The sequence below is a fragment of the Eleftheria terrae genome (genome assembly GCF_030419005.1).
Classification (GTDB): domain Bacteria; phylum Pseudomonadota; class Gammaproteobacteria; order Burkholderiales; family Burkholderiaceae_C; genus Caldimonas; species Caldimonas terrae.
In genome coordinates, this window is record NZ_CP106951.1 from 3426178 (window position 1) to 3446382 (window position 20205).

Below are 20205 nucleotides of genomic sequence, written 5' to 3' on the forward strand. Positions count from 1 at the left end.
CTGCGGGGTGGCCGAGGCCACCCCGTTTTTTCTTCCGGAGAGACCCATCATGTTGCTGAACCTCCCCGAGGTCCTGACCCGCGACGAAGTGCGCCAGCTGCGCGAGGTGCTCGCACAGGCCCCCTGGGACGACGGTCGCGTCACCGCCGGCAGCCAGTCGGCCCAGGTCAAGAACAACCGCCAGCTGCCGCAGGACCACCCGGTCACCCGACAGCTGCAGGGCCAGGTGCTGCAGGGCCTCAAGCGCAGCAAGCTGTTCTTCACCGCGGCGCTGCCGCGGCATGTGTTCCCGCCGCTGTTCAACCGCTATGCCGGCGAGGCCAACGCCTTCGGCAACCACATCGACAACGCGGTGCGCTTCCTGCACGACGGCAGCGGCGAGCGGATGCGCACCGACGTGTCCTGCACGCTGTTCCTGTCCGACCCGGAGGACTACGACGGCGGCGAGCTGATCATCGAGGACACCTTCGGCACGCAATCCGTCAAGCTGCCGGCGGGCGACATGGTGATCTACCCGTCGTCCAGCGTGCACCGGGTCGAGCCGGTGACCCGCGGTGCGCGCCTGGCCAGCTTCTTCTGGGTGCAGAGCATGGTGCGCAGCGATGAGCAGCGCCGCCTGCTGTTCGACCTCGACATGAGCCTGCTGAAGCTGCGCGAGGAGCACGGCGACACGCCGGCCGTGGTGCGGCTGACCGGCACGTACCACAACCTGCTGAGGATGTGGTCCGACGTCTGAGCGCCGCCGCGGCCGGCCCCCCTCGTACCGGCGCCGGGGCGCCATGGCGGGCTGCCTCCCTGGCCAGGACTAGCCGGGCACCGCGGCCCCACGGTGCGCCCAGCTGGGCGGCAGGTGCTCCAGAACGCGACGCGCATCGAGCGACCGGATCGGCACCGCCAGGTCGGTGGGGATGCGCTGCTGAGCCTGCAGGGCCATGTAGCGCAGCGCGCTGACGCGCAGGAAGGAGGCGAAGTTGCCGACCTCGCCGCGCGCGGCCACCAGCTCGTCATAGAGCCGCTCGAGCAGCTGGCCCAGGCTCATGCCGTCGCGCTGGCCGATCTCGGCCAGCACCTCCCAGTACAGGTTCTCCAGCCGGATGCTGGTGACCCCGCCGTGCAGGCGCACCGAGCGCGTCTTGCAGGCATAGGACTGCGGTGGGGCACTGAGGAAGATCTCGCACATCGCCTGCTCTCCGGGTCACGCGCGCGCGGCTGCGCGCGGGCCCCACACCATAGCCGCTGCGCTGCATGCTGGGAAGCGGGGGCACAGGACGGGCGCCGGCCGGGCCTCCGCTGCCGGCGCTCGAACCGGCTCAGAGCTCGATGCGGGTGCCCAGCAGCGTGAGGAACTGGGCGAGCCAGGCCGCATGCGCAGGCCAGGCAGGCGCCGTGACCAGCATGCCGTCGGTGACCGCCTGGTCCACCGGGATGGCGGCATAGCTGCCACCGGCCAGCTCGACCTCGGCCGCGCAAGCAGGGTAGGCAGAGACCTTCTTGCCCCGGATCACACCGGCAGCAGCCAGCAGCTGGGCGCCATGGCAGACCGCCGCGATCGGCTTGCCCGCCCCGGCAAAGTGCCGCACACAGGCGATGACCTTCTCGTTCATGCGCAGGTATTCGGGTGCGCGGCCTCCGGGCACCACCAGCGCGTCGTAGTCTTCCGGGCGCACTTCGTCGAAGCTGGCATTGAGCGTGAATCGATGGCCGGGCTTTTCCGAGTAGGTCTGATAGCCGTCGAAGTCATGGATGGCCGTCATCACCCACTCGCCGGCACGCTTGTCGGGACACACCGCATGCACCGTGTGGCCCACCATCGAGAGGGCCTGGAAGGGCACCATCGTCTCGTAGTCCTCGCCGAAGTCGCCGACGAGCATGAGGATCTTCTTCGCCATGAGAGTCTCCTGAGTGGAAGGAACGCATCTGAGGATAGGCCGTCACCGCCTCGACGGCAGGCCTGCCTGCATTGTCGAGATGCCCTCTGCGCGATGGGTAGTAGCCCGCTACTGCGAGGCCCTCGCGCCCTCTGGAGAGTGCTCTTGGTGCCTCTGTCGCGTGCCTCGAGGCAAAGACTGATGCCGGGCCGCGACAAAACCGCATCCACACTGGGCCAAACGCTTGATTTCCCTGGGAAACCTGCTTCTCAATGCAGCACTCTCGCAGTACCATTCGCGACGCGGGTGTTGAGAGAGAACGAGGGCTCATGCGGCCCTTGCCCCGGCCCGGCACATCAACCGTTCATTTGATGGAGAAATTCGACATGGCAACTGCGAAGAAAGCTCCCGCCAAAAAGGCGGCAGCGAAAAAGGCCCCGGCCAAGAAAGTCGCTCCGGCGAAGAAGGCTGCGGTCGCTGCAAAGAAGGCGGCACCGGCGAAGAAGGCGGCACCGGCGAAGAAGGCAGCTCCGGCCAAGAAGGTCGCAGCCAAGAAGGCCGCCCCTGCGAAGAAGGCCGCAGCCAAGACCGCCAAGCCCAAGACCAAGCGCACGCCGAACGCCGCCTTCATGAAGGCGATGACGCCGAGCCCGGTGCTGGCTGCAGTGATCGGTGACAAGCCCTTGCCGCGTACCGAAGTGACCAAGAAGGTCTGGGACTACATCAAGAAGAACAAGCTGCAGGACGCAGAGAACAAGCGGATGATCAACGCCGACGCCAAGTTGAAGGAACTCTTCAAGAAGGACCAGGTGTCGATGTTCGAGATGACCAAGCTGATCAGCGCTCAGTTGAAGTAAGTCCGACGACCCTCTCTCGAAAGCCCGGCGCGACCCGCCGGGCTTTTTTCTTGCCGCCGTGCTCCGGCATTGCCACCGAACCACCGCCGCTGCCCATGCTCCGCTACCACACCGTCCCGGTCACCCCCTTCCAGCAGAACTGCTCCATCGTCTGGTGCGACGAGACACGGCATGCAGCCGTCATTGACCCCGGGGGCGACCTGCCGCGGCTGCTGCAGGCGGTGGAGCAGCTGGGCGTGCAGCTGCAGCAGATCTGGCTGACGCACGCTCACATCGACCATGCCGGAGGCACGGCCCAGCTGGCACGTGAGCAGGGCTTGTCCGTCATCGGCCCGCATCCGGACGACCAGTTCTGGATCGACGCGCTGCCCCAGCAAGGCGCGATGTTCGGCTTTCCGCCGAGCGAGGCCTTCACGCCGTCACGCTGGCTGGCCGACGGTGACAGCGTCGAGATCGGTCATTGCCGGCTGCAGGTGCGCCACTGTCCGGGCCACACCCCGGGCCACGTGGTCTTCTTCTGCGACACGGCGCGGCGCGCGTTCGTGGGCGACGTGCTGTTCGCCGGCAGCATCGGCCGCACCGACTTCCCCGGCGGCCACCACCAGACGCTCATCGATTCGATCACCCAGCGCCTGTGGCCCATGGGCGACGACGTCGTCTTCATCCCCGGCCACGGGCCGGAGAGCAGCTTCGGCGAGGAACGCCGGTCGAATCCCTTCGTCGGGGGCACCTGAGCTCGCAGCGAGCCGACGGCGGCAGTGCCCGAGAGGGCCCCCCGCGCGCAAAGAACAAGGCGCAGCAGGCGGCATGACAGAAGGCCAGGCAGCCGCTGGCCATGCACGCGTCGCGGCCACAGTGCCGTCTCGCCTCCCCGCGCTCGCTGGTGGCCACCGCCCGCCTCGGGTTCACCGGGCGGTGGCCGGCCCCCGGTCGTCAGGCCGCGGGCTCGAAGCGCCGGGGCGGCTTGGGGGCGCGCTCGTAGAGCGGCATCACCCGCGGCAGGTTGCGCTCGATGTCGCGGATGCGGGTCTCGCCGGCCGGGTGGGTCGAGAGGAACTGGGGCGGTGCGCCCTTGCTCGCGGCGAGCATCTTGCGCCACAGCGAGACGCCGGCATGCGGGTTGTAGCCGGCACGTGCCGCGATGTCCATGCCGACCAGGTCGCTCTCGGACTCGTCCTCGCGGCTGAACTTCAGGGTCAGCAGCTGCCCCCCCATGTTGAGCAAGGCATCGCCGGTGTTGCCGAGGCCCAGCAGGCTGCTCAGCACGCCGGCACCGATGCGGGTCGCTGCCGTCTTGCCCATGCGCTCGCGCGCATGCTCGCGCAATGCATGCGCAATTTCATGGCCCATGATCTGGGCGACTTCATCGTCATCGAGCTTGAGCTGCTGAAGGATGCCGCTGTAGAAGGCGATCTTGCCACCCGGCATGCAGAAGGCGTTGAGCTGCTTGGAGCCGATCAGGTTGACCTCCCAGCGCCAGTCCCGCGCGCGCGGGTTCCATTCGTAGGAGAACGGGATCAGCCGCTGGGCAATGTCACGCAGCCGCAGCACCTGGGGATGGTTGTCGGCCCCCAGCGCGTTCTGCGCGCGGGCCTGCTGCAGCATCTCGGCGTACTGCTGGGTGGCGGCCGCCTCGACCTGCTCGGCCGGCACCAGCTTCGAGAACGACGACTGCTTGCCAACATCGATGCCGTCACGTGCGAAGGCCGGCAGCACCATGCCGGCGCCGGCCGCGAGCAGCGCACCGGTGAACAGGCGCCGCGCCGGCCGGGACGGGCCGCCGGCGGGCGCGGCGGCCTGCGGCTCCTGCAGCCCCGCGAGGCCGGCACACAGGGCGCAAGGGTGGGGGTGCATCGCTTGGAATTTCATGGCAGTTCAGATCTCCCTACGGTCTTGTTGTTCCAACATGCGCCTGACCTGCGGCAACAACAGGTAAGCCGGAAAGGACAGCCAGAAGGTCAGGAAGAAATAGGCCGCGAAGCCCATCTCCTGGGCGCCGACCCCGCCCGCCCAGCCTGCCACCGCACGCGAGAAGGCGAAGATCGACGAGAGGATCGCATATTCGGTGGTGGCGCGTGCGCGGTGCGTCAGCGCCATCAGGAAGGCCAGGAAGGCGCCCGTGCCCAGCCCGCCGGTGAAGCTCTCGAGTGCGCTGGCGCCGTACACCGACAGGTCGACCCCGTTGACGGCCGCCAGCGAGCGCCCCGCCAACCCCAGCAAGGCCTGCCCCTGCGACAGCCACTCGCCCGCGCCCGCCGCGCTGGCCGCCTGCCACCAGGCCGAGAACTGGCCCGACATGCTGGCACTCGGCCCGAGCCCCTGGGCTGCCATGCGGTCCACCTGCCAGGCGGCCAGCGCATAGGCGAGGTTGGACACCGCCTGCCACAGGCCCAGCACCCACAGCCCCTTGAAGATGCCGGCGCGGTCGACATACCAGCCGCCGAGCAGGCCGCCGGCGATGGACAGCGCCAGCCCGAACATCACGCTGACGAGGCCGATCTGCTGGTTGGAGAAGCCGGCGTCGACCCAGAACGGCTTCACCATGAAGCCCATCGCCGCATCGCCCAGCTTGAACAACAGGATGAACAGCAGCATCGCCAGCATGCCGGGCCGCGCCAGCAGCTCCACCCAGGCGCCGAACACCGGACCTTGGCGCATGGCTGCCGCGCGCGGCCCCTGGGCCGCATGCACGAGCAGGCCGGCGCCTGCGAACATCAGGCAGACCGGCGCGAAGGCCTTCATCCAGCCCGAGAACTCGGGCCGTGCGCCGCCCGACATCAGCACCATTTTTTCCACCAGCACCAGCAGCGCCGGCCACAGCAGGCCCAGCACCACGAGCGCCAGTGCCAGCAACCACAGGGGCTGCTCGCGCAGCATGGCGAGCTCGCGGGCGGCGCCGCCGGCGGGCGGGCGCTCACGCACCGCCTCTCGCGGCGCGGCCAGCACCGCGAGCGCATTGAGCACGAACACCGCGCCGCCGAGCAGGAAGGCCCCGCTCCAGCCGGACCAGCCGGAGACCATCAGCACCACGCCCGCAGCCAGCATGCCGACCCGGTAGAAGCCGATGCGCAGGCCGTTGGCCAGCCCGTATTCGCGCTTGTCGAGCAGCTCGATGGTGTAGCCGTCGGTGGCGATGTCGTTGGTCGCCGACAGCATCGTGAAGATGCCGATCGCCACCCAGACCCAGGGGCCGAAGCCGAGGGCACCGGCGAAGAGCCACATCACCAGGGCCATGCCCAGGTTGGCGGCGGCAATCCACCAGCGGTGCCGGCGCGTCCAGTCGATGGCGGGCGCCCACAGGAACTTCACGGTCCAGGCCAGGCCCAGCAGGCTCAGCAACCCGATCTGCCCGAGCTCCACGCCCTGCTGGCGGAAGTAGACCGGGAAGATGTCGTAGAAGATGCCCAGCGGCAGCCCTTCGGAGAAGTACAGCAGCGCCACCCAGAAGAGCTTGCGACGATGGAAGGGAACGGGCGGCCGTGCCTCGGCGGCGGCATCGACAGTACGAGCGGTCTGCGCGGGATCGGGGGCGGGCTGGGTCATGCGGCATTCTAGGGAGGCCGGGCAGCGCCGCAGCAGGCCCCGCCCGGCCCGGGTGCTGCGGCAGCATTCACAAACCGCTACGCCTGCACCCTGTCGGACATGCGAGACTCCGGCGCCTTTTGCCCCAACACCCCGGACATGACCCGCAACGCCACACTCGATGCGCTGAAGGTCGTGCTGGCTGCCACCATCGTCGGCCTGCACGGACATGTGCTGCTGGACGTCGCTCCCGGCACCAGCCACTTCCTCGAGAACTACCTGTTCCGGCTCGCCGTGCCGGTGTTCTTCATCATCAACGGGTACTACTTCTTCCAGATGCTGGAGCGGCGCGGCAGCTGGGCCACCTGGGGTTCCCGCATCGCCATCTTCTACCTGACCTGGTCGCTGGTCTACAGCTACTACATCTGGCAGCAGGCCAAGGGGCCGCTGGGCCTCCTGAGCACGATGGTGGTTGGCTACTGGCACCTCTGGTACCTGCCGGCCACGCTGCTCGCTGGCGGGGTGGTCTACCTGCTGCGGCGCTGGTCCACGCCGTGGCTGCTGGCCGCCATCGCGCTGGCCTACCTGGCCGGGCTGTGCGTGCAATATGCCGGCAACTACCACCTCTTCGAAGGCACCCGGCTGGATGCCCTGCTGCAGAAGGACTCGGTGCACCGCAACTTCGCCTTCTTCGGCTTCCCCATGTTCGCCATTGGCTTCCTGCTCGCCCGCACCCAGCTGGAGCAGCGGGTGTCGCGCGGTACGCTGGTGCTGGCACTCGCCCTGGGGCTGGCCGGCGTGGTGGCGGAATACCTGGTGAACCAGCAGCTGGGGCTCGCGCCGACGCAAAGCATCGACCTGCTGGTGGGCCTGCCGCTGGCCTGCACGGCGATGTTCCTGCTGGCCGTCCAGGCGCGCACGCACAGTTCCTCGGCGCGGCTGACCGAGCTGTCGGCGGTGATCTTCTTCGTGCACCCGCTGTTCCTGAAGAACCTGCCGCGCGCCGGGCTGGACTCGCCGACGATGGTGGTGCTGGCCTCGCTGGCCTGCTGCCTGCTCGTCGCGCCGCTCGTGATCCGGCTCAACCAGCGCTGGCGCGTGTTCATCTGAGCCGGCGGCGGCGCTTCATCGCGGCTGCCGGTTGACCAGCCAGATGCCGGTGGCCACGCCACCGAGCGCCAGCAGCAGCTGCGGCGTGACCGCCTCGCCCAGCAACAACCAGCCGAACAGCAGCCCGAACAGCGGCGTCAGGAAGGTGAAGGACGACAGCCGCGTGGCCGGGTAGTGCCGCACCAGCCAGAACCAGGCCAGGTAGCTGACGAAGGCGACCACCACGGTCTGGAAGAACAGAGAGCCGAGCAAGGTGGCCGGCCAGCTCGCCGGCCACGCTTCGCCGCGTGCCCAGGCCAGCACCGTCAAGGCCACGGCCGACACGGCCAGCTGGTAGAACAAGGTCTTCTCGGGCGGCGCCACCGCCAGCCGAGTGGCGCGGATGGTGAGGGTGGTGGCGCCCCACAGCATGGCAGCCAGCACCGACAGCATGTCGCCCAGCCAGCGCTGGTCACCGCGCGGCGGGCCGCCCAGGCTGTCGCTGAAGGCGAGCACCACCGCGACGAACCCGAGCAGCAGGCCGGCCACCTGCATCGGCGCGAGCTTCTCGGCACGGGTGATGAAGGGCATGCCGGCGGCCACCACGAAAGGCGCCAGGTAGACCAGCACCACCAGCCGAGAGGCGTCGGTGTGGCCCAGCCCGATGTAGATGCAGACGAACTCGGTCGCGAACAAGAGGCCGGCCAGCAGCCCGCCGGGCAGGGTGCCGTCGGCCTTGAACAGCGGCGTGCCGCGGCGGCGCGCCCAGGCCCAGACCAGCAAGGCGGCCACGCCAGAACGCAGGGCCGCCTGCGAGATCGGCGGCATCAACGGCAGCGTGGCCTTGGCAACGATCTGCTGCAGCCCCCACAGCAGGCAGCACACGAGCAGCAGGACGACGGCACGGCCGTCAAGGTGGTTCAGGCGTTCGGACATGCGGGCGATTCTGCCCGCGCAGGGGTTTTCCTGCCGGCGCCGCCGTGGCTCAGCCAGCGCCCACCCAGCGCACCAGCTCGCCCGCGGGCATCGTGCCGCTGCTGCGCTTGAGTTCGCGGCCCTGGTGAAACAACAGCAGCGTCGGAATGCTGCGGATGCCCAGGCGACCAGCGATGCGGGGGTTTTCGTCGCTGTCGAGCTTGAGCAGCAGGGCACGGCCCTTCAGTTGCCGGGCCGCCTGCTCGAACTGCGGCGCCATGGCCCGGCAGGGGCCGCACCAGGGCGCCCACACATCGACCACCACTGGCAATTCGGTGCGCTGCACGACCGCATCGAAGCTGGCATCGCTCACCGCGACCGGCACGCCGGCCAGCAAGCCCTGCTTGCAGCGCCCGCAGGACGGGTCCTCGGCCAGGCGCTGGTCGGGCACCCGGTTCAGGGTGTGGCAATGGGGACAGGCGATCAACATGGCGCGGTCCTGCGGGAATGGGGCATCGCCTGCAGATGGAGGCGATGCCGGCCGGCTTCAAGCCTCGCGCAGCAGGGCCCGCATCTGCAGGATGTCGTCCAGCGTCAGCACCACCAGCCCGTGCGCCTCGGCATAGCGCTGCACCTGCTCGCCGCGCGCCATGCTGCCGTCCGGATTCATCAGCTCGCACAGCACCCCGGCCGGCGCGAGGCCGGCAGCCTGTGCCAGCTCCACCGAGGCTTCGGTATGGCCGCGCCGCTCGGCCAGGCCACCGCGCGCCGCGCGCAGCGGAAACACATGGCCCGGGCTGGCCACTCCGCCGGGCGCCCGGCCGAGGGCCGCGGCGATGGTGGTGAGCCGGTCGCGCGCGCTGACGCCGGTGCCGATGCCTTCGCGTGCCTCGATGGACACGGTAAAGGCCGTGCCGAAGCGGCTTTCGTTGTGCAGGCTCATCGGCGGCAGGCCCAGCCGGTCCACCGTGTCCGGGTCGAGGCAAAGGCAGACGATGCCGCTGCCGTCGCGGATCATGCGGGCCATGGTGGCTTCCTGCATGGTGCTGGCGGCGGCGATCAGGTCGGCCTCGTTCTCGCGGTCCTCGTCGTCGAGCACCAGCACCGCGTCGCCGCGGCGCAGGGCATCGAGGGCGGCCCGCCAGGCGGCGGGCAGGGACGCCACGGTGGAGGAAGGGAAGGCAGGGGCGGCCGTGTCGGCCGCCAGGGTCGGCAAGGGGGTGTTCATGAAACGCTCCGGTCAGGCAAAAACAATGGGCGTTCCAGGGCACGGCAGCGCCCCGCCGGGGCACGCACGCGGCAAGCGTGCGGCAGCCCGGCAGGCGCCACCGTTGGTCTTCTTTCATCCGGACTGTGACCGTCGGCCCCGGCTTCGCGCCGGCCGGACCCTGACGGGGCCTTGGCCGGCACTACCGGATCTGCTGACCCCGGGGCCTTGCGGCTCCGGGCGCTCGCGGGCTCGAGCCGACCAGATCTGGCCGGGCTCTTACCGCCGGTGGGGACTTCCACCCCGCCCTGAAGACCGGCACATCATAGGCGGCTTTGCGCCGCCGGGCGCGTCGCGCAAACGACAGCCGCCGCAAGCGGGCGACCGCGTCGGCCGGCCCTGCGGCCAGGCGAAAGCGGCAGCGAGGACCGCGTGTGCCCCCGGCCCGGCATGGCATGGCAGCAGGGCGGGCCGCCTCAGCCCGGCGCGGCGCCTTACAAGGGCAGCTCGGTGAAGTAGCGCCCGCCGTGGAAGATCAGCGGCGTGGCCTCGGGCCGCTGGCTGCAGTGCTCGACCTCGCCGACGAAGATGACATGGTCGCCTTCCTCGTACTGGCTGCGGTTGAAGCATTCGAACACCGCCACCGCGCCGTCCAGCACCGGTGCGCCGGCCACCCCCGGATGGAAGGCCACGCCGGCCCAGCGGTCGACGTTCTTCGCGGCGAACTGCCCGGCCAGCTGCATCTGGTCGGCCGCCAGGATGTTGATCGCGTAGTGCGTGCCGGCCGCGAACACCGGCAGGGAGCCGGCACGGCGCGACAGGCTCCACAGCACCAGCGGCGGGTCCAGCGAGACCGAATTGAAGGAATTGGCGGTCAGCCCGATCAGGCTGCCGTCGGCGTCGCGGGCCGTGACCACGGTGACCCCGGTGGCGAACATGCCGAGGGCCTGCCGGAACTGCAAGGACGAGAAGGTGGGCGCAGCGGCCTGACGAGGGGAATTCACGGCACAAGGAGTGGGGCGACACCCCGCATTATTCTTGAAGCCCGGCGAGCCTGCCGGCCGCAGGCCCTTGGCAGCGCCGCCTCAGGGCTTTGCGCGGCGCGCCATGTCGATATCGACGTAGCGCCAGAACTCCCGCATGAAGGGATGCCGCCGGTAGCCGATGACCCAGGGGTGGCTGACGTCCGTGGCGATGCGGTGGGTCAGCACCTTGTAGGGCATGTAGGCGATCAGCAGCTTCTTGGCCTCCTCCATCAGTGCCAGCCGCTCGGGCCCGTCGGGCAGCACCTGCTGCCGCTCGTAGAGCCGGTTGAAGGCCGGCAGGTCGAAGCGGGCATGGTTGCCGGCGCCCTTGTTCGGGCCGTAGCCGGTGGCCAGGAAATCGTCGCCGTCCGGAATGGTGGCACTGAAGCCGACCCCCCACATCATCAGCTTGCCGGCGCGCGACATCTTCAGCTGCTCGGGCCATTGCGCGATCTTGAAGACGATGCGGATGCCGATGGCGTCCATGTTCTTCTTCCACAGCTCGTTGAACTGGCGCGCCAGCGTGTCGCCGCCGGTGGCGTACTCGAGCACCAGCGGCGAGCCGTCGGGCTGCTCGCGCCAGCCGTCGCCGTTCTTGTCGACATAGCCGTACATGTCGAGCAGGGCGCGCGCCTTGGCGCGGCTGAACTCGCTGTTCTCGCTGCGGAAGTCCGGGTCGTAGCCGTAGGTGAGCGGCGGGATGATGGACTGCGCGGCCACCGCCTGGTTGCGCCGTGCGATGCGGATCTCCTCATCGATGTTCACCGCCAGCGCAATCGCCCGGCGCAGGGCCACCTTCTCGGCGGTGTAGCCGCCGACCACCGGGTTCTCCATCGCGAAGTAGGCCAGGGTGATGTCCGAGACCAGCTGGCGGTCCATCTGGATGCCGCGCTTGGCCAGGTTCTCGGCCAGCACGCCGTTGGGGGCGGCGATCTCGGCGAACTCCAGCGGCACCGGCGTGAAATCGACCTCGGCATTGAGGAAGGCCAGCCAGCGCGGCTGGGCCTCGGCGATCACCGAGACGTCGACCCGGTCGATCATCGGCAGGCGCCGTCCCTTGAGCTGGGCCAGGATGCGCTGGCCCACCGCATCGTCCGGCGCCGGCTCGGCGTCGTACAGCTCCTCGCGGAAGTGGGGGTTGCGCTCCAGCACCATGCGGGAAGACCGCCGCCACTCGACGAGCCGGAACGGCCCGGTGCCCACCGGGTGGGCCATGATGTCGTCGCCATAGGCCTCCACCACCTCGCGGGCCACTGCGCCGAAGACGGACGGGTCGGTCATCGTGTAGTGGAAGCGCGGTGCGGGGTCGACCAGCTTGATGCGGAAGGTGTAGCGGTCCAGCACCTTGAGCCCCTCGACCTCGGTGTCGTAGGGAAAGGGCTTCTTGGCCTTCACCACCTGCTCCCGCAGCTCGTTCATGCCGACCAGCTTGGCGCCTTCGAGCACGTACAGGGCCGGACTCTTCCAGCGTGGGTCGTACATGCGCTTGATGGCGTAGACGTAGTCGGCCGCGGTCAGCTCGCGGCGCCGGCCCTTGAAGGCCGGGTCGTCGGCGAAGTAGATGCCCGGGCGCAGCCGGATGGTGAAGCTGCGGAAGTCGGGCGACACCTCCGGCAGCGCCACCGCGGTGTTGGGCTTCACCCGGGCCGGGCGGGCCAGGTAGTCGTAGGTCAGCGGTGCCTCGAAGATGTTGGCTGCCACCACCCGGGAGTAGATGTCGGAGATCTGCGCCGGATCGAAACCGGTCTCGGCCACCGGGAACACGTATCGCAGCACCTTGGGCGGGGCTGCCGCGTCGCCGGGCGGGGCCGCCTGGGCGGAGGTCGGCAGCAGCCCGGTGCCGCCTGCCACGGCCAGGGCCAGCGTCAGCGCCCAGGCACGCAAAGATCGACTGGTCTTGCCACCGGCTGGTTCAGACATTCATGGCTCCGCGAACATGTTGTGTACCCTTGGCGCAAAGTCTAGTCTGGCTGCGCGCGCGGTGGGGCATGGCCCTTGCTCGCCCGGCGGGAAGGCCTGCGGGCAAACCGGGGGGTGGCACCCGGCCTGGCGGCCCTAGACTCGCGGGGCCCCCCGGTCGGGCGCAGTACGAGGAGCAGCAGAAGGAGCGGTATGACGGCGTATGTGGTTCGACGCCTGTGGCAGATGATCCCCACCCTGGCCGGGGTGATCCTGCTGGTGTTCTTCCTGTTCAAGACCTTCGGCGGCGACCCGGCGGAGATCCTGGCCGGGCTGTCGGCGCGGCCGGAGCAGATCGCCGCGATCCGCCAGGAGCTGGGGCTGGACCGCCCGGTGCTCGAGCAGCTGTGGATCTTCGTGCGCCAGGTGCTGAGCTTCGACTGGGGCCGCAGCTGGGCGACCAACGAGGCGGTGGGCGCCTTGTTCGCCAGCCGGCTGCCGGCCACGCTGACCGTGATGCTGCCCATCCTGGTGCTGGAGGTGGTGCTGGCGGTGCCGCTGGCACTGGCGGTGGCGGCGGTGCGAGGCAGCCTGACCGACCGCGCCATCATGGTCATGACCACGGTGGCGCTGTCCATCTCCTTCCTGGTCTACGTGATCGTGGGGCAGTGGCTGTTCGCCTTCAAGCTCGGCTGGTTCCCGGTGCAGGGCTGGACCGATTCGCTCTGGACCAACCTGCTCACCTACGCCCCGCTGCCGGTGCTGCTGGCCGTGACGGTGTCGCTGGCGCCGCAGACGCGGCTCTACCGCAGCTTCTTCCTCGACGAGATCGGGCAGGACTATGTGCGCACCGCCCGCGCCAAGGGCCTCAGCGAGCGCGCCGTGCTGCTGCGCCATGTGCTGCGCAACGCGATGATCCCCATCCTCACCAACATCGGCGCCGGCCTGCCGGGCGTGTTCGTGGGCTCCTTCCTGATCGAGGTGTTCTTCTCCATCCCCGGCCTGGGCCGGGAGGTGCTGCTTGCCGTCAACCGCAGCGACTACCCGGTGATCCAGGCGGTGACGCTCTACCTGGCGATGCTCACGATGGTGATCAATCTGCTGACCGACCTGCTGTACCGCTGGGCCGACCCGCGGGTGGTGCTGAAATGAGCGCCGCCCCGAACCACCTTCCGCCGGCCGCGGTGCCATCGGCCGCCCCGCCCCGCGACTCGCGCCCGCGCGGCGTCTGGTGGCTGGCCTGGCAGCGCTTCCGCCAGGACCGGGTGGGACTGGCGGCACTGGCCGTGGTGCTGCTGTTCCTGGCCTTGATCGCCTTGTCCGGCCTGGGCCTGGTGGCGGGCGACTGGCAGCGCGAGGTGGGCGTGCCCTATGCCCCGCCGTCTTTCCTGGGCACCGCGGCCGCGCCGCAGAAGCAGGTGGCAGTGGCGCCGCCGGCCGGGCCGATGGCCGACCTCTCCGCGGTGGACCCGCTGGCGCCCCGATATGCCGAGTGGGCCGAGCGTGCCGCCCGCCTGGAGACGGTGGAGCCCGACCGGCAGGACACCCTGCCGCTGGGCGGCGACAAGCTGGGCCGCGACGTGCTGAGCAAGGCCGTCAAGGGAGCGCAGGTGTCCATCCTGGTGGGGGTGCTGGCCGCGCTGGTGGCCACCGCCATCGGCACCGTGCTGGGCGCGCTGGCGGGGTTCTTCGGCGGGCGCACCGGCGACCTGCTGGAATGGATCTACAACGTCTTCACCTCCATCCCGGGCATCCTGCTGATCTTCGCCTTCGCGGCGGTGTTCGGCCGCGGGCTGGCGACGGTGGTGCTGATCCTCGGCCTCACCGGCTGGACCGGTGTCTACCGCCAGGTGCGCGCCGAGTTCATCAAGCATGCGGTGCGCGACTATGTGCGGGCGGCGCAGGCCATCGGCGCGAGCCGGCTGTCGCGCATGTTCCGCCACATCCTGCCCAACGTCAGCCATGTGATCCTGGTGCAGCTGTCCATCCTGGTGGTGGGCTTCATCAAGGCGGAGGTGATCCTGTCCTACCTGGGGCTGGGGGTGCCGGTGGACCAGGTGTCCTGGGGCACGCTGCTCGGCGAGTCGCAGAGCGAACTGATCCTGGGCTACTGGTGGCAGCTGGCGGCCACCACCGTGTTCATGGCGGTCTTCGTCACCGCCTTCTCACTGATGACCGATGCGCTGCGCGATGCGCTGGACCCGAAGCTGCGAGGACTGGAATGACGGTGTTGCTGCACATCGACAACTTGCGGGTGAGCTTCCGCACCGGACGCCAGCACGGGCGCATGCAGCGGGTCGAGGCGGTCAAGGGCATCTCGCTGCAGATCCCGGAGAACACCACCGTGGCGCTGGTCGGCGAATCGGGCTCCGGCAAGAGCGTCACCGCGATGTCGGTGCTCAACCTGCTGCCCGACAACGCCGAGCGCAGCGGACGGGTGTTGTTCCAGGGGCGCGACCTGCTGCAGGCCGACCTGCGGGAGCTGCAGACGCTGCGCGGCCGCCAGATCGCCTGCGTGTTCCAGGAGCCGATGACCTCGCTGAACCCGGTCTTCAGCGTGGGCGAGCAGATCGTGGAGCCGCTGCGGCGGCACCTGGGGCTGTCGCGCCGCCTGGCCTGGGAAAAGGCCGCCCACCTGCTCGATGAAGTGGGCCTGCCGGAGCCGCGGCGGCGGCTGTCGGCCTATCCGCACCAGTTGTCGGGCGGCCAGCAGCAGCGGGTGATGATCGCGATGGCGCTGGCCTGCGAGCCGCAGCTGCTGATTGCCGACGAGCCGACCACCGCGCTCGATGTGACGGTGCAGCGCCAGATCCTGGAGCTGCTGGCCCGCCTGAAGGACAGCCACCGCATGAGCATGCTGTTCATCAGCCACGACCTGGGCGTGGTGGGAGAGATTGCCGACCAGGTGGTGGTGATGCGCCATGGCACGGTGCGCGAGCAGGGTCCGGTGCGGCAGATCTTCGAGCAACCGCAGGATGCCTACACCCGCGCGCTGCTCGCCTGCCGGCCCAGCCTGCAGGCCCCCCCGGCACGGCTGCCGATGGTGGAGGAACTGATGGCCGCGGGCCCGGCCGGCGCGGTGCAGCAGCGGGCAGCCGGCCCTGCCAAGGACCCGGCGGCACCGGTGGTGCTGGAGGTGGAGTCGCTCGCCAAGAGCTTCTGGCTGCGCCAGGGCGTGTTCGGGCGGCGCGAGTTCAAGGCGGTGCAGGGGGTGGGCTTCCAGCTCCGGCGCGGCCACACGCTGGGCATCGTCGGCGAGTCGGGCTCAGGCAAGAGCACGCTGGCGCAGGCCCTGTTGCGGCTGCATGCGCCCGGCAGCGGCCCGGTCGCCGGCCGCGCCGTCTGGCATGGCGCCGACGGCCCGCAGGAGTTGTTGCAGCTGGACGAGTCACGCTGGCAAGCCATGCGGCGGCGGCTGCAGATCGTGTTCCAGAACCCGTACGCTTCGCTCAACCCGCGCTTCACCGTGGGCCAGACCTTGATGGAGCCGCTGCAGATCCACCGCATCGGCGCCGATGCGGCCGACCGCGAGGCGCGTGCCCGCGCCCTGCTCGCCAGGGTGGGGCTGGAGGCCTCGGCCTTCGACAAATACCCGCACGAGTTCTCCGGCGGCCAGCGCCAGCGCATCGCGATCGCACGCTGCCTGACGCTGCAACCGCAGGTGCTCGTGCTCGACGAGGCGGTGTCGGCACTCGACGTCTCGGTGCAGGCCCAGGTGCTCAACCTGCTCAAGGACCTGCAGGACGAGCTCGGCCTGGCCTACCTCTTCATCAGCCACGACCTGGCGGTGGTGCGCTTCATGGCCGACGAGGTGCTGGTGATGAAGGATGGCCAGGTGGTCGAGCAGGCCGGGGTGGAAACCTTGCTCGCCGCGCCGCACGAAGACTACACCCGCCGGCTGCTGGCCGCGGTGCCGCGCGGCCTGCCCGGCACGACGCCCCCCGGTGCGGCCCTGGTGATGTGAGGCCAAGGCCGGGCTTGCAAGTTCGCACGGTCGTGCTAAATTTACTCCCATGGAAGCCAAGACCGGGCGCAGCGAACTCACCCGCGCCGCCATCCTCGACACCGCCCTGCTGATGGCCGCCGCCGAAGGGCTGGAGAGCCTGACCATCGGCGAAGTGGCCAAGCGGCTGGGCATGTCCAAGAGCGGCGTGTTCTCGCGGGTCGGCTCGCGCGAGGCGCTGCAGAGCGCGGTCATCGAGGAGTACGACCGCCGCTTCCTGCAGGACGTCTTCGTGCCGGCCATGCGAGAGCCGCGCGGCCTGCCTCGGCTGAACGCCATCATGCGGCTGTGGCTGCAGCGCGCCCGCGAGGTCGAGATGCGCACCGGCTGCATCTACTGCGCCGGCGCCTTCGAGTTCGACGACCGCGAAGGACCGCTGCGCGACCTGCTGCTCGATGGCGTCACCCGCTGGCGCAGCACGCTCAGGCGCTGTGCGGTCCAGGCGGTGGACGCCGGGCACTTGCGGCCCGACATCGACGTCGACCAGCTGGTGTTCGAGATGGACGGGCTGTTCGTCGCGCTGATGCGCGAGGCGCGTTTCCTGCGCGACCCGCGTGCGGCGGACCGGGCCTGGGCCTCCTATGAACGCCTGATCAGCACCTATCGCATGCCGGACACCACGCCGGCGGACTGAACGACCGCCCCATTGCCACCCCCTTCAGGGAGCCCGCTTCCATGTCCACCCGCCACCAATTTCGCACGACCGTGCGAACTAGGAGAACGCAATGACCGCCCTCGCTGCCTTGCTGCTGTTGACCGTGCTGGCGCTGGCCGGCCGCCTGGCCTGCGGGCTGGCGGCGCTGTGGCAGCGGGTGCCGGCTTGCAACGACGACTTCGCCCTGGCCTGAACCCTGCCTCGAAAGGACATCGATGGACCCCACCACTCCTGCCCTGGCCGCCGCGCACGGCGCCGCCTCTTCGGACTCTGGCCGCGGCTTCGGCCCCCACCCGGGCCTGCCGCTGCTGCGGCTGGGCCTGCAGGCCGCACAAGCCCTGGGCGCCGTTCGTGCCGCCGGCGTGGCAGCGCGGGCCTTCTGCACGCCACTGCCCACCAAGCTGGCCAGCCGCCACTTGCGGCCACCGCCCGGCGTGCAGGTGGAACGCCTGCCGTTCGAGGCGGCGTCGCTGACGCTGTACCGCTGGCCCGCTGCGCGCGACGCGACCCCGGTGTTGCTCACCCACGGCTGGGGCGGCTGGGGCCTGCAGATGAGTGCGCTGGCCGAAGGCCTGCGGGCCTGCGGGCTGGCGCCCATTGCGGTGGACCAGCCGGCGCACGGCCGCAGCGCCGGCTGGCGCAGCTCGCTGGCCCAGTTCACCCGGGCGCTCGACTACCTGGGCGCCCGCCTGGGCCCCCTACAGGCGGTGGTGGGGCATTCGCTGGGCGGCGCGGCGGCGATGCAGGCCGTCGCCCGCGGGCTGGCCGCCCGCTCGCTGGTGAGCATTGCCGCACCCACCGACCTGGTGCAGGTGACGCGCCACTACGCGTCGGCCTTCGGGCTGCACGAGGCCACCCGGCTGGCCATGGTCAGGCACATCGAAGCACGCGAGGCGGTGGTGTTCGAGCGCCTGTCGGCGCCGGCCGCGGCTCCGCGGCTGCAACACCTGCCCAGCCTGCTGGTGCACGACCGCGAGGATCAGGTGGTGCCGGTGCACGACAGCGAGGCGCTGCACCGCCTGCTGCCTGGCGCCCGGCTGCTGGTGACCGAGGGCCTGGGCCACCGGCGGCTGCTCAAGGCGCCCGAGGTGGTGGAGCAGGTGGTGCGCTTCGTGGCCGGCTGAAGCAGCCGCGGCCCGGTGCTCAGAACCACCAGGCCACCGCGAAAATGCCGATCATCATGAAGGTGAGCACCAACTTGATGACGGTGCCCACCAGCAGGCCGAGCCAGGTGGCCAGCCCGACATGGGCGGCGCGCCTGCCGTCGCGGCGGGCCAGGTACTCACCCACCACCGCGCCCAGCAGCGGCATGAACAGCAGGCCGATAAAACCGGTGAAGATACCGGCCACCGTGCCGAGCGCCGCGCCCAGCAGCGCCTGGGAACTGGCACCGGCCTTGCGCGCGCCCAGCAGCCCGGCGACAAAATCGGTCAGCATGGCCAGCAGGGCCAGCACCGCAATGAGGCCGACGGTCAGGCCCGAGACGCGCTCGAAGCCGTCGATCCACGCGCCCATCACGATGCCGGCCAGCACCAGCACCGTGCCGGGCAGCACCGGCAGCACGGTACCCAGCACACCCACGCCCATCAGCAGCAGGCTGAAGGTCCACCACACCGCCGGCCCGGCCAGTTCCCCGAGTTCGCTCATGCCGCTCTCCTTGCTCCAGCCACCAGAGATGGGGGCCGCCGGCCGCCTTCCAAGCCGGCGCACCGGAGCGCGCGACAAACGGCAGACCTGGCCAGTGGCACTTGACAGAAGACGACGGCCCGACTTTGTTCGCCTGACGAATCGCGCCAGTGGTGTAACGAAATTCGGCACCTTGTAAGTGCCACCTCAATAAAAACAAGAAGATGCGCACACGACGGTTACTCTCAACAGGGTGGCACGGAAGATGCGCTCTCCACGGCATCGTCACGGCACACGGCCTCAGCAGCGGCCTCACACCATGTCCCAATCCTCTAAAAAGCGTTTCGGCTCGCTCTCGCTCGCTGGCGAGATGGCTCGCCGCAGCCGCGCCCAAGCGCCGGCCGCTGCGCCGCAGCCGACGCGGGGCCGGGGTGGCTGGTCTTCGCTGATCCGGCTCACGCCGTGCAACGAGGAATCGGGGCGGCGCAGCCCGTGGCCCTCGCTGGCCCGCCTGTGCCGCAAGCCAAGCTCGGCTCCGGCCTTCCTGTGCACCGACTTCGCACCCAGCCAGTGGTTCAAGCCATGAGACCCGTTGCTGCTTCCGCGATTGCCTCTACCGTGCTGGCCCAGCATGCCGTGGCCCGGCGCGAGGCCACCGGCACCGCTTCGGCGGGCCCGGCCACGGCCACGCCGGGACAGTCCGCCGGCTTGCGCCAGTACCAAGTGCTGCAGTCGCGCAGCGAGCCGGCGCAGCGCACGCTGGCCTTCAAGATGCGCTGAGCGCACCAGACATGCAGCGGCCGCCGCCACCGGCGACCGCGCAGACCGACCTTGTAACCCGGAGACTTCAACATCTGGGACGTCGAGGGAGAAGAGGGTGGCGGCCGGGGTGAGAGAGAGAGCGAGAGAGCCCCGGCCGCATTTCCCCTTGTCGAGCTGTGAGCGGCCGGTCGCCGCCTTCACCCTTCCTGTTGTTTCACCGTTCCTGTTGACCTGCCGGCCTCGCCGGGCTGCCTGGCGAAGCCGTGTCATCGCGCGGCACGCGATCCTGCGTGGGAATTGCACGGCCGGTGAGGCTGCCGTGGATGCGGTGGCAGATGCCGCCCGCGGATGGCGCGGCAGGGCGTTGGCGCCGGCGCCGCCGTGCCGACGGATGAGGCAGTACCGGCCCTGGGTGCTGCTCAGCGTTCCCCCTGATCTATCAAGACCTGAAACATCGCTGTACTCACCTCGATGTTTCGCGATCCCGGCTTCTTGCTGCGGCTGCGCGAGCAGGTGCTTTTCCCTCCCGGAGCCCTTGTCCACATTGGCGCATGCTGCGACACGAGAGGGCGACGACGAAGCAGGCCGAGGGCTCGCCTCCTGGCCATCCCGGCCGTTCACCGCTCCGCGGCGGCACCTGGCACCGGGCCGCCACCGCGCGGGGCCCACGCCCTGCCTGCCTGTGCCAGCGCGTCCTCCCAGCAGCGCGCCTTCCGCGAAAGGCGACGCACGCATCGCCTCGGCTGCCATCGTTGCGGCGGAGCGGGCCCACGGCCT

Annotated in this window: 22 protein-coding genes and 1 riboswitch; of the genes, 12 read left to right on the top strand and 10 right to left on the bottom strand. The window is 69.9% G+C overall.

Going from position 1 to position 20205, the window contains the following annotated elements; genetic code table 11:
- The first annotated feature begins 49 nt into the window (after positions 1–49).
- Entirely contained in the window at positions 50–736 is a 687-nt protein-coding gene (locus N7L95_RS15125; RefSeq protein WP_301256076.1) for a Fe2+-dependent dioxygenase, read from the top strand.
- Between the two features lie 69 nt (positions 737–805).
- Here N7L95_RS15125 and N7L95_RS15130 read toward each other — a convergent pair whose 3' ends face one another.
- Both N7L95_RS15130 and N7L95_RS15135 read right to left on the bottom strand, forming a co-directional pair.
- Positions 806–1180, bottom strand: coding sequence for a ribbon-helix-helix domain-containing protein (locus N7L95_RS15130; RefSeq protein ID WP_301256077.1), 375 nt, complete (start codon positions 1178–1180; stop codon positions 806–808).
- A gap of 130 nt (positions 1181–1310) precedes the next feature.
- Positions 1311–1889, bottom strand: coding sequence for a DJ-1/PfpI family protein (locus N7L95_RS15135; RefSeq protein WP_301256078.1), 579 nt, complete (start codon positions 1887–1889; stop codon positions 1311–1313).
- 365 nt (positions 1890–2254) lie between these two features.
- Between N7L95_RS15135 and N7L95_RS15140 the strand changes: the two genes are divergently transcribed.
- The gene (locus N7L95_RS15140; protein ID WP_301260161.1) at positions 2255–2725 is read left to right on the top strand and encodes an SWIB/MDM2 domain-containing protein; all 471 of its coding nucleotides are present in this window, start codon (positions 2255–2257) and stop codon (positions 2723–2725) included.
- Positions 2726–2820: 95 nt separating this feature from the next.
- Positions 2821–3459, top strand: coding sequence for an MBL fold metallo-hydrolase (locus N7L95_RS15145; protein WP_301256079.1), 639 nt, complete (start codon positions 2821–2823; stop codon positions 3457–3459).
- Between the two features lie 199 nt (positions 3460–3658).
- On the opposite strand, the gene N7L95_RS15150 is transcribed toward N7L95_RS15145, so the two are convergent.
- The gene (locus tag N7L95_RS15150) at positions 3659–4579 is read right to left on the bottom strand and encodes a M48 family metallopeptidase (protein WP_301256080.1); all 921 of its coding nucleotides are present in this window, start codon (positions 4577–4579) and stop codon (positions 3659–3661) included.
- Positions 4580–4600: 21 nt separating this feature from the next.
- Positions 4601–6268, bottom strand: coding sequence for an MFS transporter (locus tag N7L95_RS15155; protein ID WP_301256081.1), 1668 nt, complete (start codon positions 6266–6268; stop codon positions 4601–4603).
- 138 nt (positions 6269–6406) lie between these two features.
- Here N7L95_RS15155 and N7L95_RS15160 point away from each other — a divergent pair, with 138 nt between their 5' ends.
- Positions 6407–7357, top strand: a complete 951-nt coding sequence (locus tag N7L95_RS15160) for an acyltransferase family protein (RefSeq protein ID WP_301256082.1) — start codon at positions 6407–6409, stop codon at positions 7355–7357.
- A gap of 15 nt (positions 7358–7372) precedes the next feature.
- Here N7L95_RS15160 and N7L95_RS15165 read toward each other — a convergent pair whose 3' ends face one another.
- The 5 genes from N7L95_RS15165 to N7L95_RS15185 all read right to left on the bottom strand — a co-directional run bounded on the left by N7L95_RS15165 (position 7373) and on the right by N7L95_RS15185 (position 12403).
- Positions 7373–8272, bottom strand: a complete 900-nt coding sequence (locus N7L95_RS15165; RefSeq protein WP_301256083.1) for a DMT family transporter — start codon at positions 8270–8272, stop codon at positions 7373–7375.
- A gap of 49 nt (positions 8273–8321) precedes the next feature.
- Positions 8322–8741 carry a thioredoxin TrxC gene (gene trxC / locus N7L95_RS15170; protein ID WP_301256084.1) on the bottom strand — a complete coding sequence of 140 codons (420 nt, stop codon included), beginning with the start codon at positions 8739–8741 and terminating at the stop codon, positions 8322–8324.
- Between the two features lie 57 nt (positions 8742–8798).
- Positions 8799–9479, bottom strand: a complete 681-nt coding sequence (gene ribB / locus N7L95_RS15175) for a 3,4-dihydroxy-2-butanone-4-phosphate synthase (RefSeq protein WP_301256085.1) — start codon at positions 9477–9479, stop codon at positions 8799–8801.
- 102 nt (positions 9480–9581) lie between these two features.
- Positions 9582–9778: riboswitch (FMN riboswitch) on the bottom strand.
- Positions 9779–9952: 174 nt separating this feature from the next.
- On the bottom strand, positions 9953–10462 hold the full coding sequence (locus N7L95_RS15180) for a flavin reductase family protein (RefSeq protein WP_301256086.1): 510 nt from the start codon (positions 10460–10462) through the stop codon (positions 9953–9955).
- Between the two features lie 81 nt (positions 10463–10543).
- On the bottom strand, positions 10544–12403 hold the full coding sequence (locus N7L95_RS15185) for an ABC transporter substrate-binding protein (RefSeq protein ID WP_301256087.1): 1860 nt from the start codon (positions 12401–12403) through the stop codon (positions 10544–10546).
- 192 nt (positions 12404–12595) lie between these two features.
- On the opposite strand from N7L95_RS15185, the gene N7L95_RS15190 reads away from it, so the two are divergent.
- From N7L95_RS15190 to N7L95_RS15215, 6 genes are all read left to right on the top strand, one after another.
- The gene (locus N7L95_RS15190) at positions 12596–13534 is read left to right on the top strand and encodes an ABC transporter permease (protein WP_301256088.1); all 939 of its coding nucleotides are present in this window, start codon (positions 12596–12598) and stop codon (positions 13532–13534) included.
- Positions 13531–14607, top strand: coding sequence for an ABC transporter permease (locus N7L95_RS15195; protein ID WP_301256089.1), 1077 nt, complete (start codon positions 13531–13533; stop codon positions 14605–14607). The genes N7L95_RS15190 and N7L95_RS15195 overlap by 4 nt, the downstream gene beginning before the upstream one ends.
- A complete protein-coding gene (locus N7L95_RS15200) occupies positions 14604–16346 on the top strand; it encodes an ABC transporter ATP-binding protein (protein WP_301256090.1) in 1743 nt (580 codons plus the stop codon). The genes N7L95_RS15195 and N7L95_RS15200 overlap by 4 nt, the downstream gene beginning before the upstream one ends.
- A 49-nt stretch (positions 16347–16395) precedes the next feature.
- Positions 16396–17019, top strand: a complete 624-nt coding sequence (locus tag N7L95_RS15205; protein WP_301256091.1) for a TetR/AcrR family transcriptional regulator — start codon at positions 16396–16398, stop codon at positions 17017–17019.
- Between the two features lie 91 nt (positions 17020–17110).
- Positions 17111–17233, top strand: a complete 123-nt coding sequence (locus N7L95_RS15210) for a hypothetical protein (protein ID WP_301256092.1) — start codon at positions 17111–17113, stop codon at positions 17231–17233.
- A gap of 22 nt (positions 17234–17255) precedes the next feature.
- Positions 17256–18164: an alpha/beta fold hydrolase gene (locus N7L95_RS15215; RefSeq protein WP_301256093.1), complete on the top strand. Its 909-nt coding sequence runs from the start codon at positions 17256–17258 to the stop codon at positions 18162–18164.
- A 19-nt stretch (positions 18165–18183) separates the two neighbouring features.
- Here N7L95_RS15215 and N7L95_RS15220 read toward each other — a convergent pair whose 3' ends face one another.
- Entirely contained in the window at positions 18184–18687 is a 504-nt protein-coding gene (locus tag N7L95_RS15220; RefSeq protein WP_301256094.1) for a DUF456 domain-containing protein, read from the bottom strand.
- Between the two features lie 298 nt (positions 18688–18985).
- Here N7L95_RS15220 and N7L95_RS15225 point away from each other — a divergent pair, with 298 nt between their 5' ends.
- Positions 18986–19252, top strand: coding sequence for a hypothetical protein (locus N7L95_RS15225; protein ID WP_301256095.1), 267 nt, complete (start codon positions 18986–18988; stop codon positions 19250–19252).
- Positions 19249–19446, top strand: coding sequence for a hypothetical protein (locus N7L95_RS15230; RefSeq protein ID WP_301256096.1), 198 nt, complete (start codon positions 19249–19251; stop codon positions 19444–19446). The genes N7L95_RS15225 and N7L95_RS15230 overlap by 4 nt, the downstream gene beginning before the upstream one ends.
- Positions 19447–20205 lie beyond the last annotated feature (759 nt).

What these genes read in the sequence shown, in the direction of transcription:
- N7L95_RS15125 (WP_301256076.1), top strand. Translation starts at nt 50, where the DNA reads ATGTTGCTGAACCTCCCCGAGGTCCTGACCCGCGACGAAGTGCGCCAG.
- N7L95_RS15130 (WP_301256077.1), bottom strand. Translation starts at nt 1,180, where the DNA reads ATGTGCGAGATCTTCCTCAGTGCCCCACCGCAGTCCTATGCCTGCAAG.
- N7L95_RS15135 (WP_301256078.1), bottom strand. Translation starts at nt 1,889, where the DNA reads ATGGCGAAGAAGATCCTCATGCTCGTCGGCGACTTCGGCGAGGACTAC.
- N7L95_RS15140 (WP_301260161.1), top strand. Translation starts at nt 2,255, where the DNA reads ATGGCAACTGCGAAGAAAGCTCCCGCCAAAAAGGCGGCAGCGAAAAAG.
- N7L95_RS15145 (WP_301256079.1), top strand. Translation starts at nt 2,821, where the DNA reads ATGCTCCGCTACCACACCGTCCCGGTCACCCCCTTCCAGCAGAACTGC.
- N7L95_RS15150 (WP_301256080.1), bottom strand. Translation starts at nt 4,579, where the DNA reads ATGCACCCCCACCCTTGCGCCCTGTGTGCCGGCCTCGCGGGGCTGCAG.
- N7L95_RS15155 (WP_301256081.1), bottom strand. Translation starts at nt 6,268, where the DNA reads ATGACCCAGCCCGCCCCCGATCCCGCGCAGACCGCTCGTACTGTCGAT.
- N7L95_RS15160 (WP_301256082.1), top strand. Translation starts at nt 6,407, where the DNA reads ATGACCCGCAACGCCACACTCGATGCGCTGAAGGTCGTGCTGGCTGCC.
- N7L95_RS15165 (WP_301256083.1), bottom strand. Translation starts at nt 8,272, where the DNA reads ATGTCCGAACGCCTGAACCACCTTGACGGCCGTGCCGTCGTCCTGCTG.
- trxC (WP_301256084.1), bottom strand. Translation starts at nt 8,741, where the DNA reads ATGTTGATCGCCTGTCCCCATTGCCACACCCTGAACCGGGTGCCCGAC.
- ribB (WP_301256085.1), bottom strand. Translation starts at nt 9,479, where the DNA reads ATGAACACCCCCTTGCCGACCCTGGCGGCCGACACGGCCGCCCCTGCC.
- N7L95_RS15185 (WP_301256087.1), bottom strand. Translation starts at nt 12,403, where the DNA reads ATGTCTGAACCAGCCGGTGGCAAGACCAGTCGATCTTTGCGTGCCTGG.
- N7L95_RS15190 (WP_301256088.1), top strand. Translation starts at nt 12,596, where the DNA reads ATGACGGCGTATGTGGTTCGACGCCTGTGGCAGATGATCCCCACCCTG.
- N7L95_RS15195 (WP_301256089.1), top strand. Translation starts at nt 13,531, where the DNA reads ATGAGCGCCGCCCCGAACCACCTTCCGCCGGCCGCGGTGCCATCGGCC.
- N7L95_RS15200 (WP_301256090.1), top strand. Translation starts at nt 14,604, where the DNA reads ATGACGGTGTTGCTGCACATCGACAACTTGCGGGTGAGCTTCCGCACC.
- N7L95_RS15205 (WP_301256091.1), top strand. Translation starts at nt 16,396, where the DNA reads ATGGAAGCCAAGACCGGGCGCAGCGAACTCACCCGCGCCGCCATCCTC.
- N7L95_RS15210 (WP_301256092.1), top strand. Translation starts at nt 17,111, where the DNA reads ATGACCGCCCTCGCTGCCTTGCTGCTGTTGACCGTGCTGGCGCTGGCC.
- N7L95_RS15215 (WP_301256093.1), top strand. Translation starts at nt 17,256, where the DNA reads ATGGACCCCACCACTCCTGCCCTGGCCGCCGCGCACGGCGCCGCCTCT.
- N7L95_RS15220 (WP_301256094.1), bottom strand. Translation starts at nt 18,687, where the DNA reads ATGAGCGAACTCGGGGAACTGGCCGGGCCGGCGGTGTGGTGGACCTTC.
- N7L95_RS15225 (WP_301256095.1), top strand. Translation starts at nt 18,986, where the DNA reads ATGTCCCAATCCTCTAAAAAGCGTTTCGGCTCGCTCTCGCTCGCTGGC.
- N7L95_RS15230 (WP_301256096.1), top strand. Translation starts at nt 19,249, where the DNA reads ATGAGACCCGTTGCTGCTTCCGCGATTGCCTCTACCGTGCTGGCCCAG.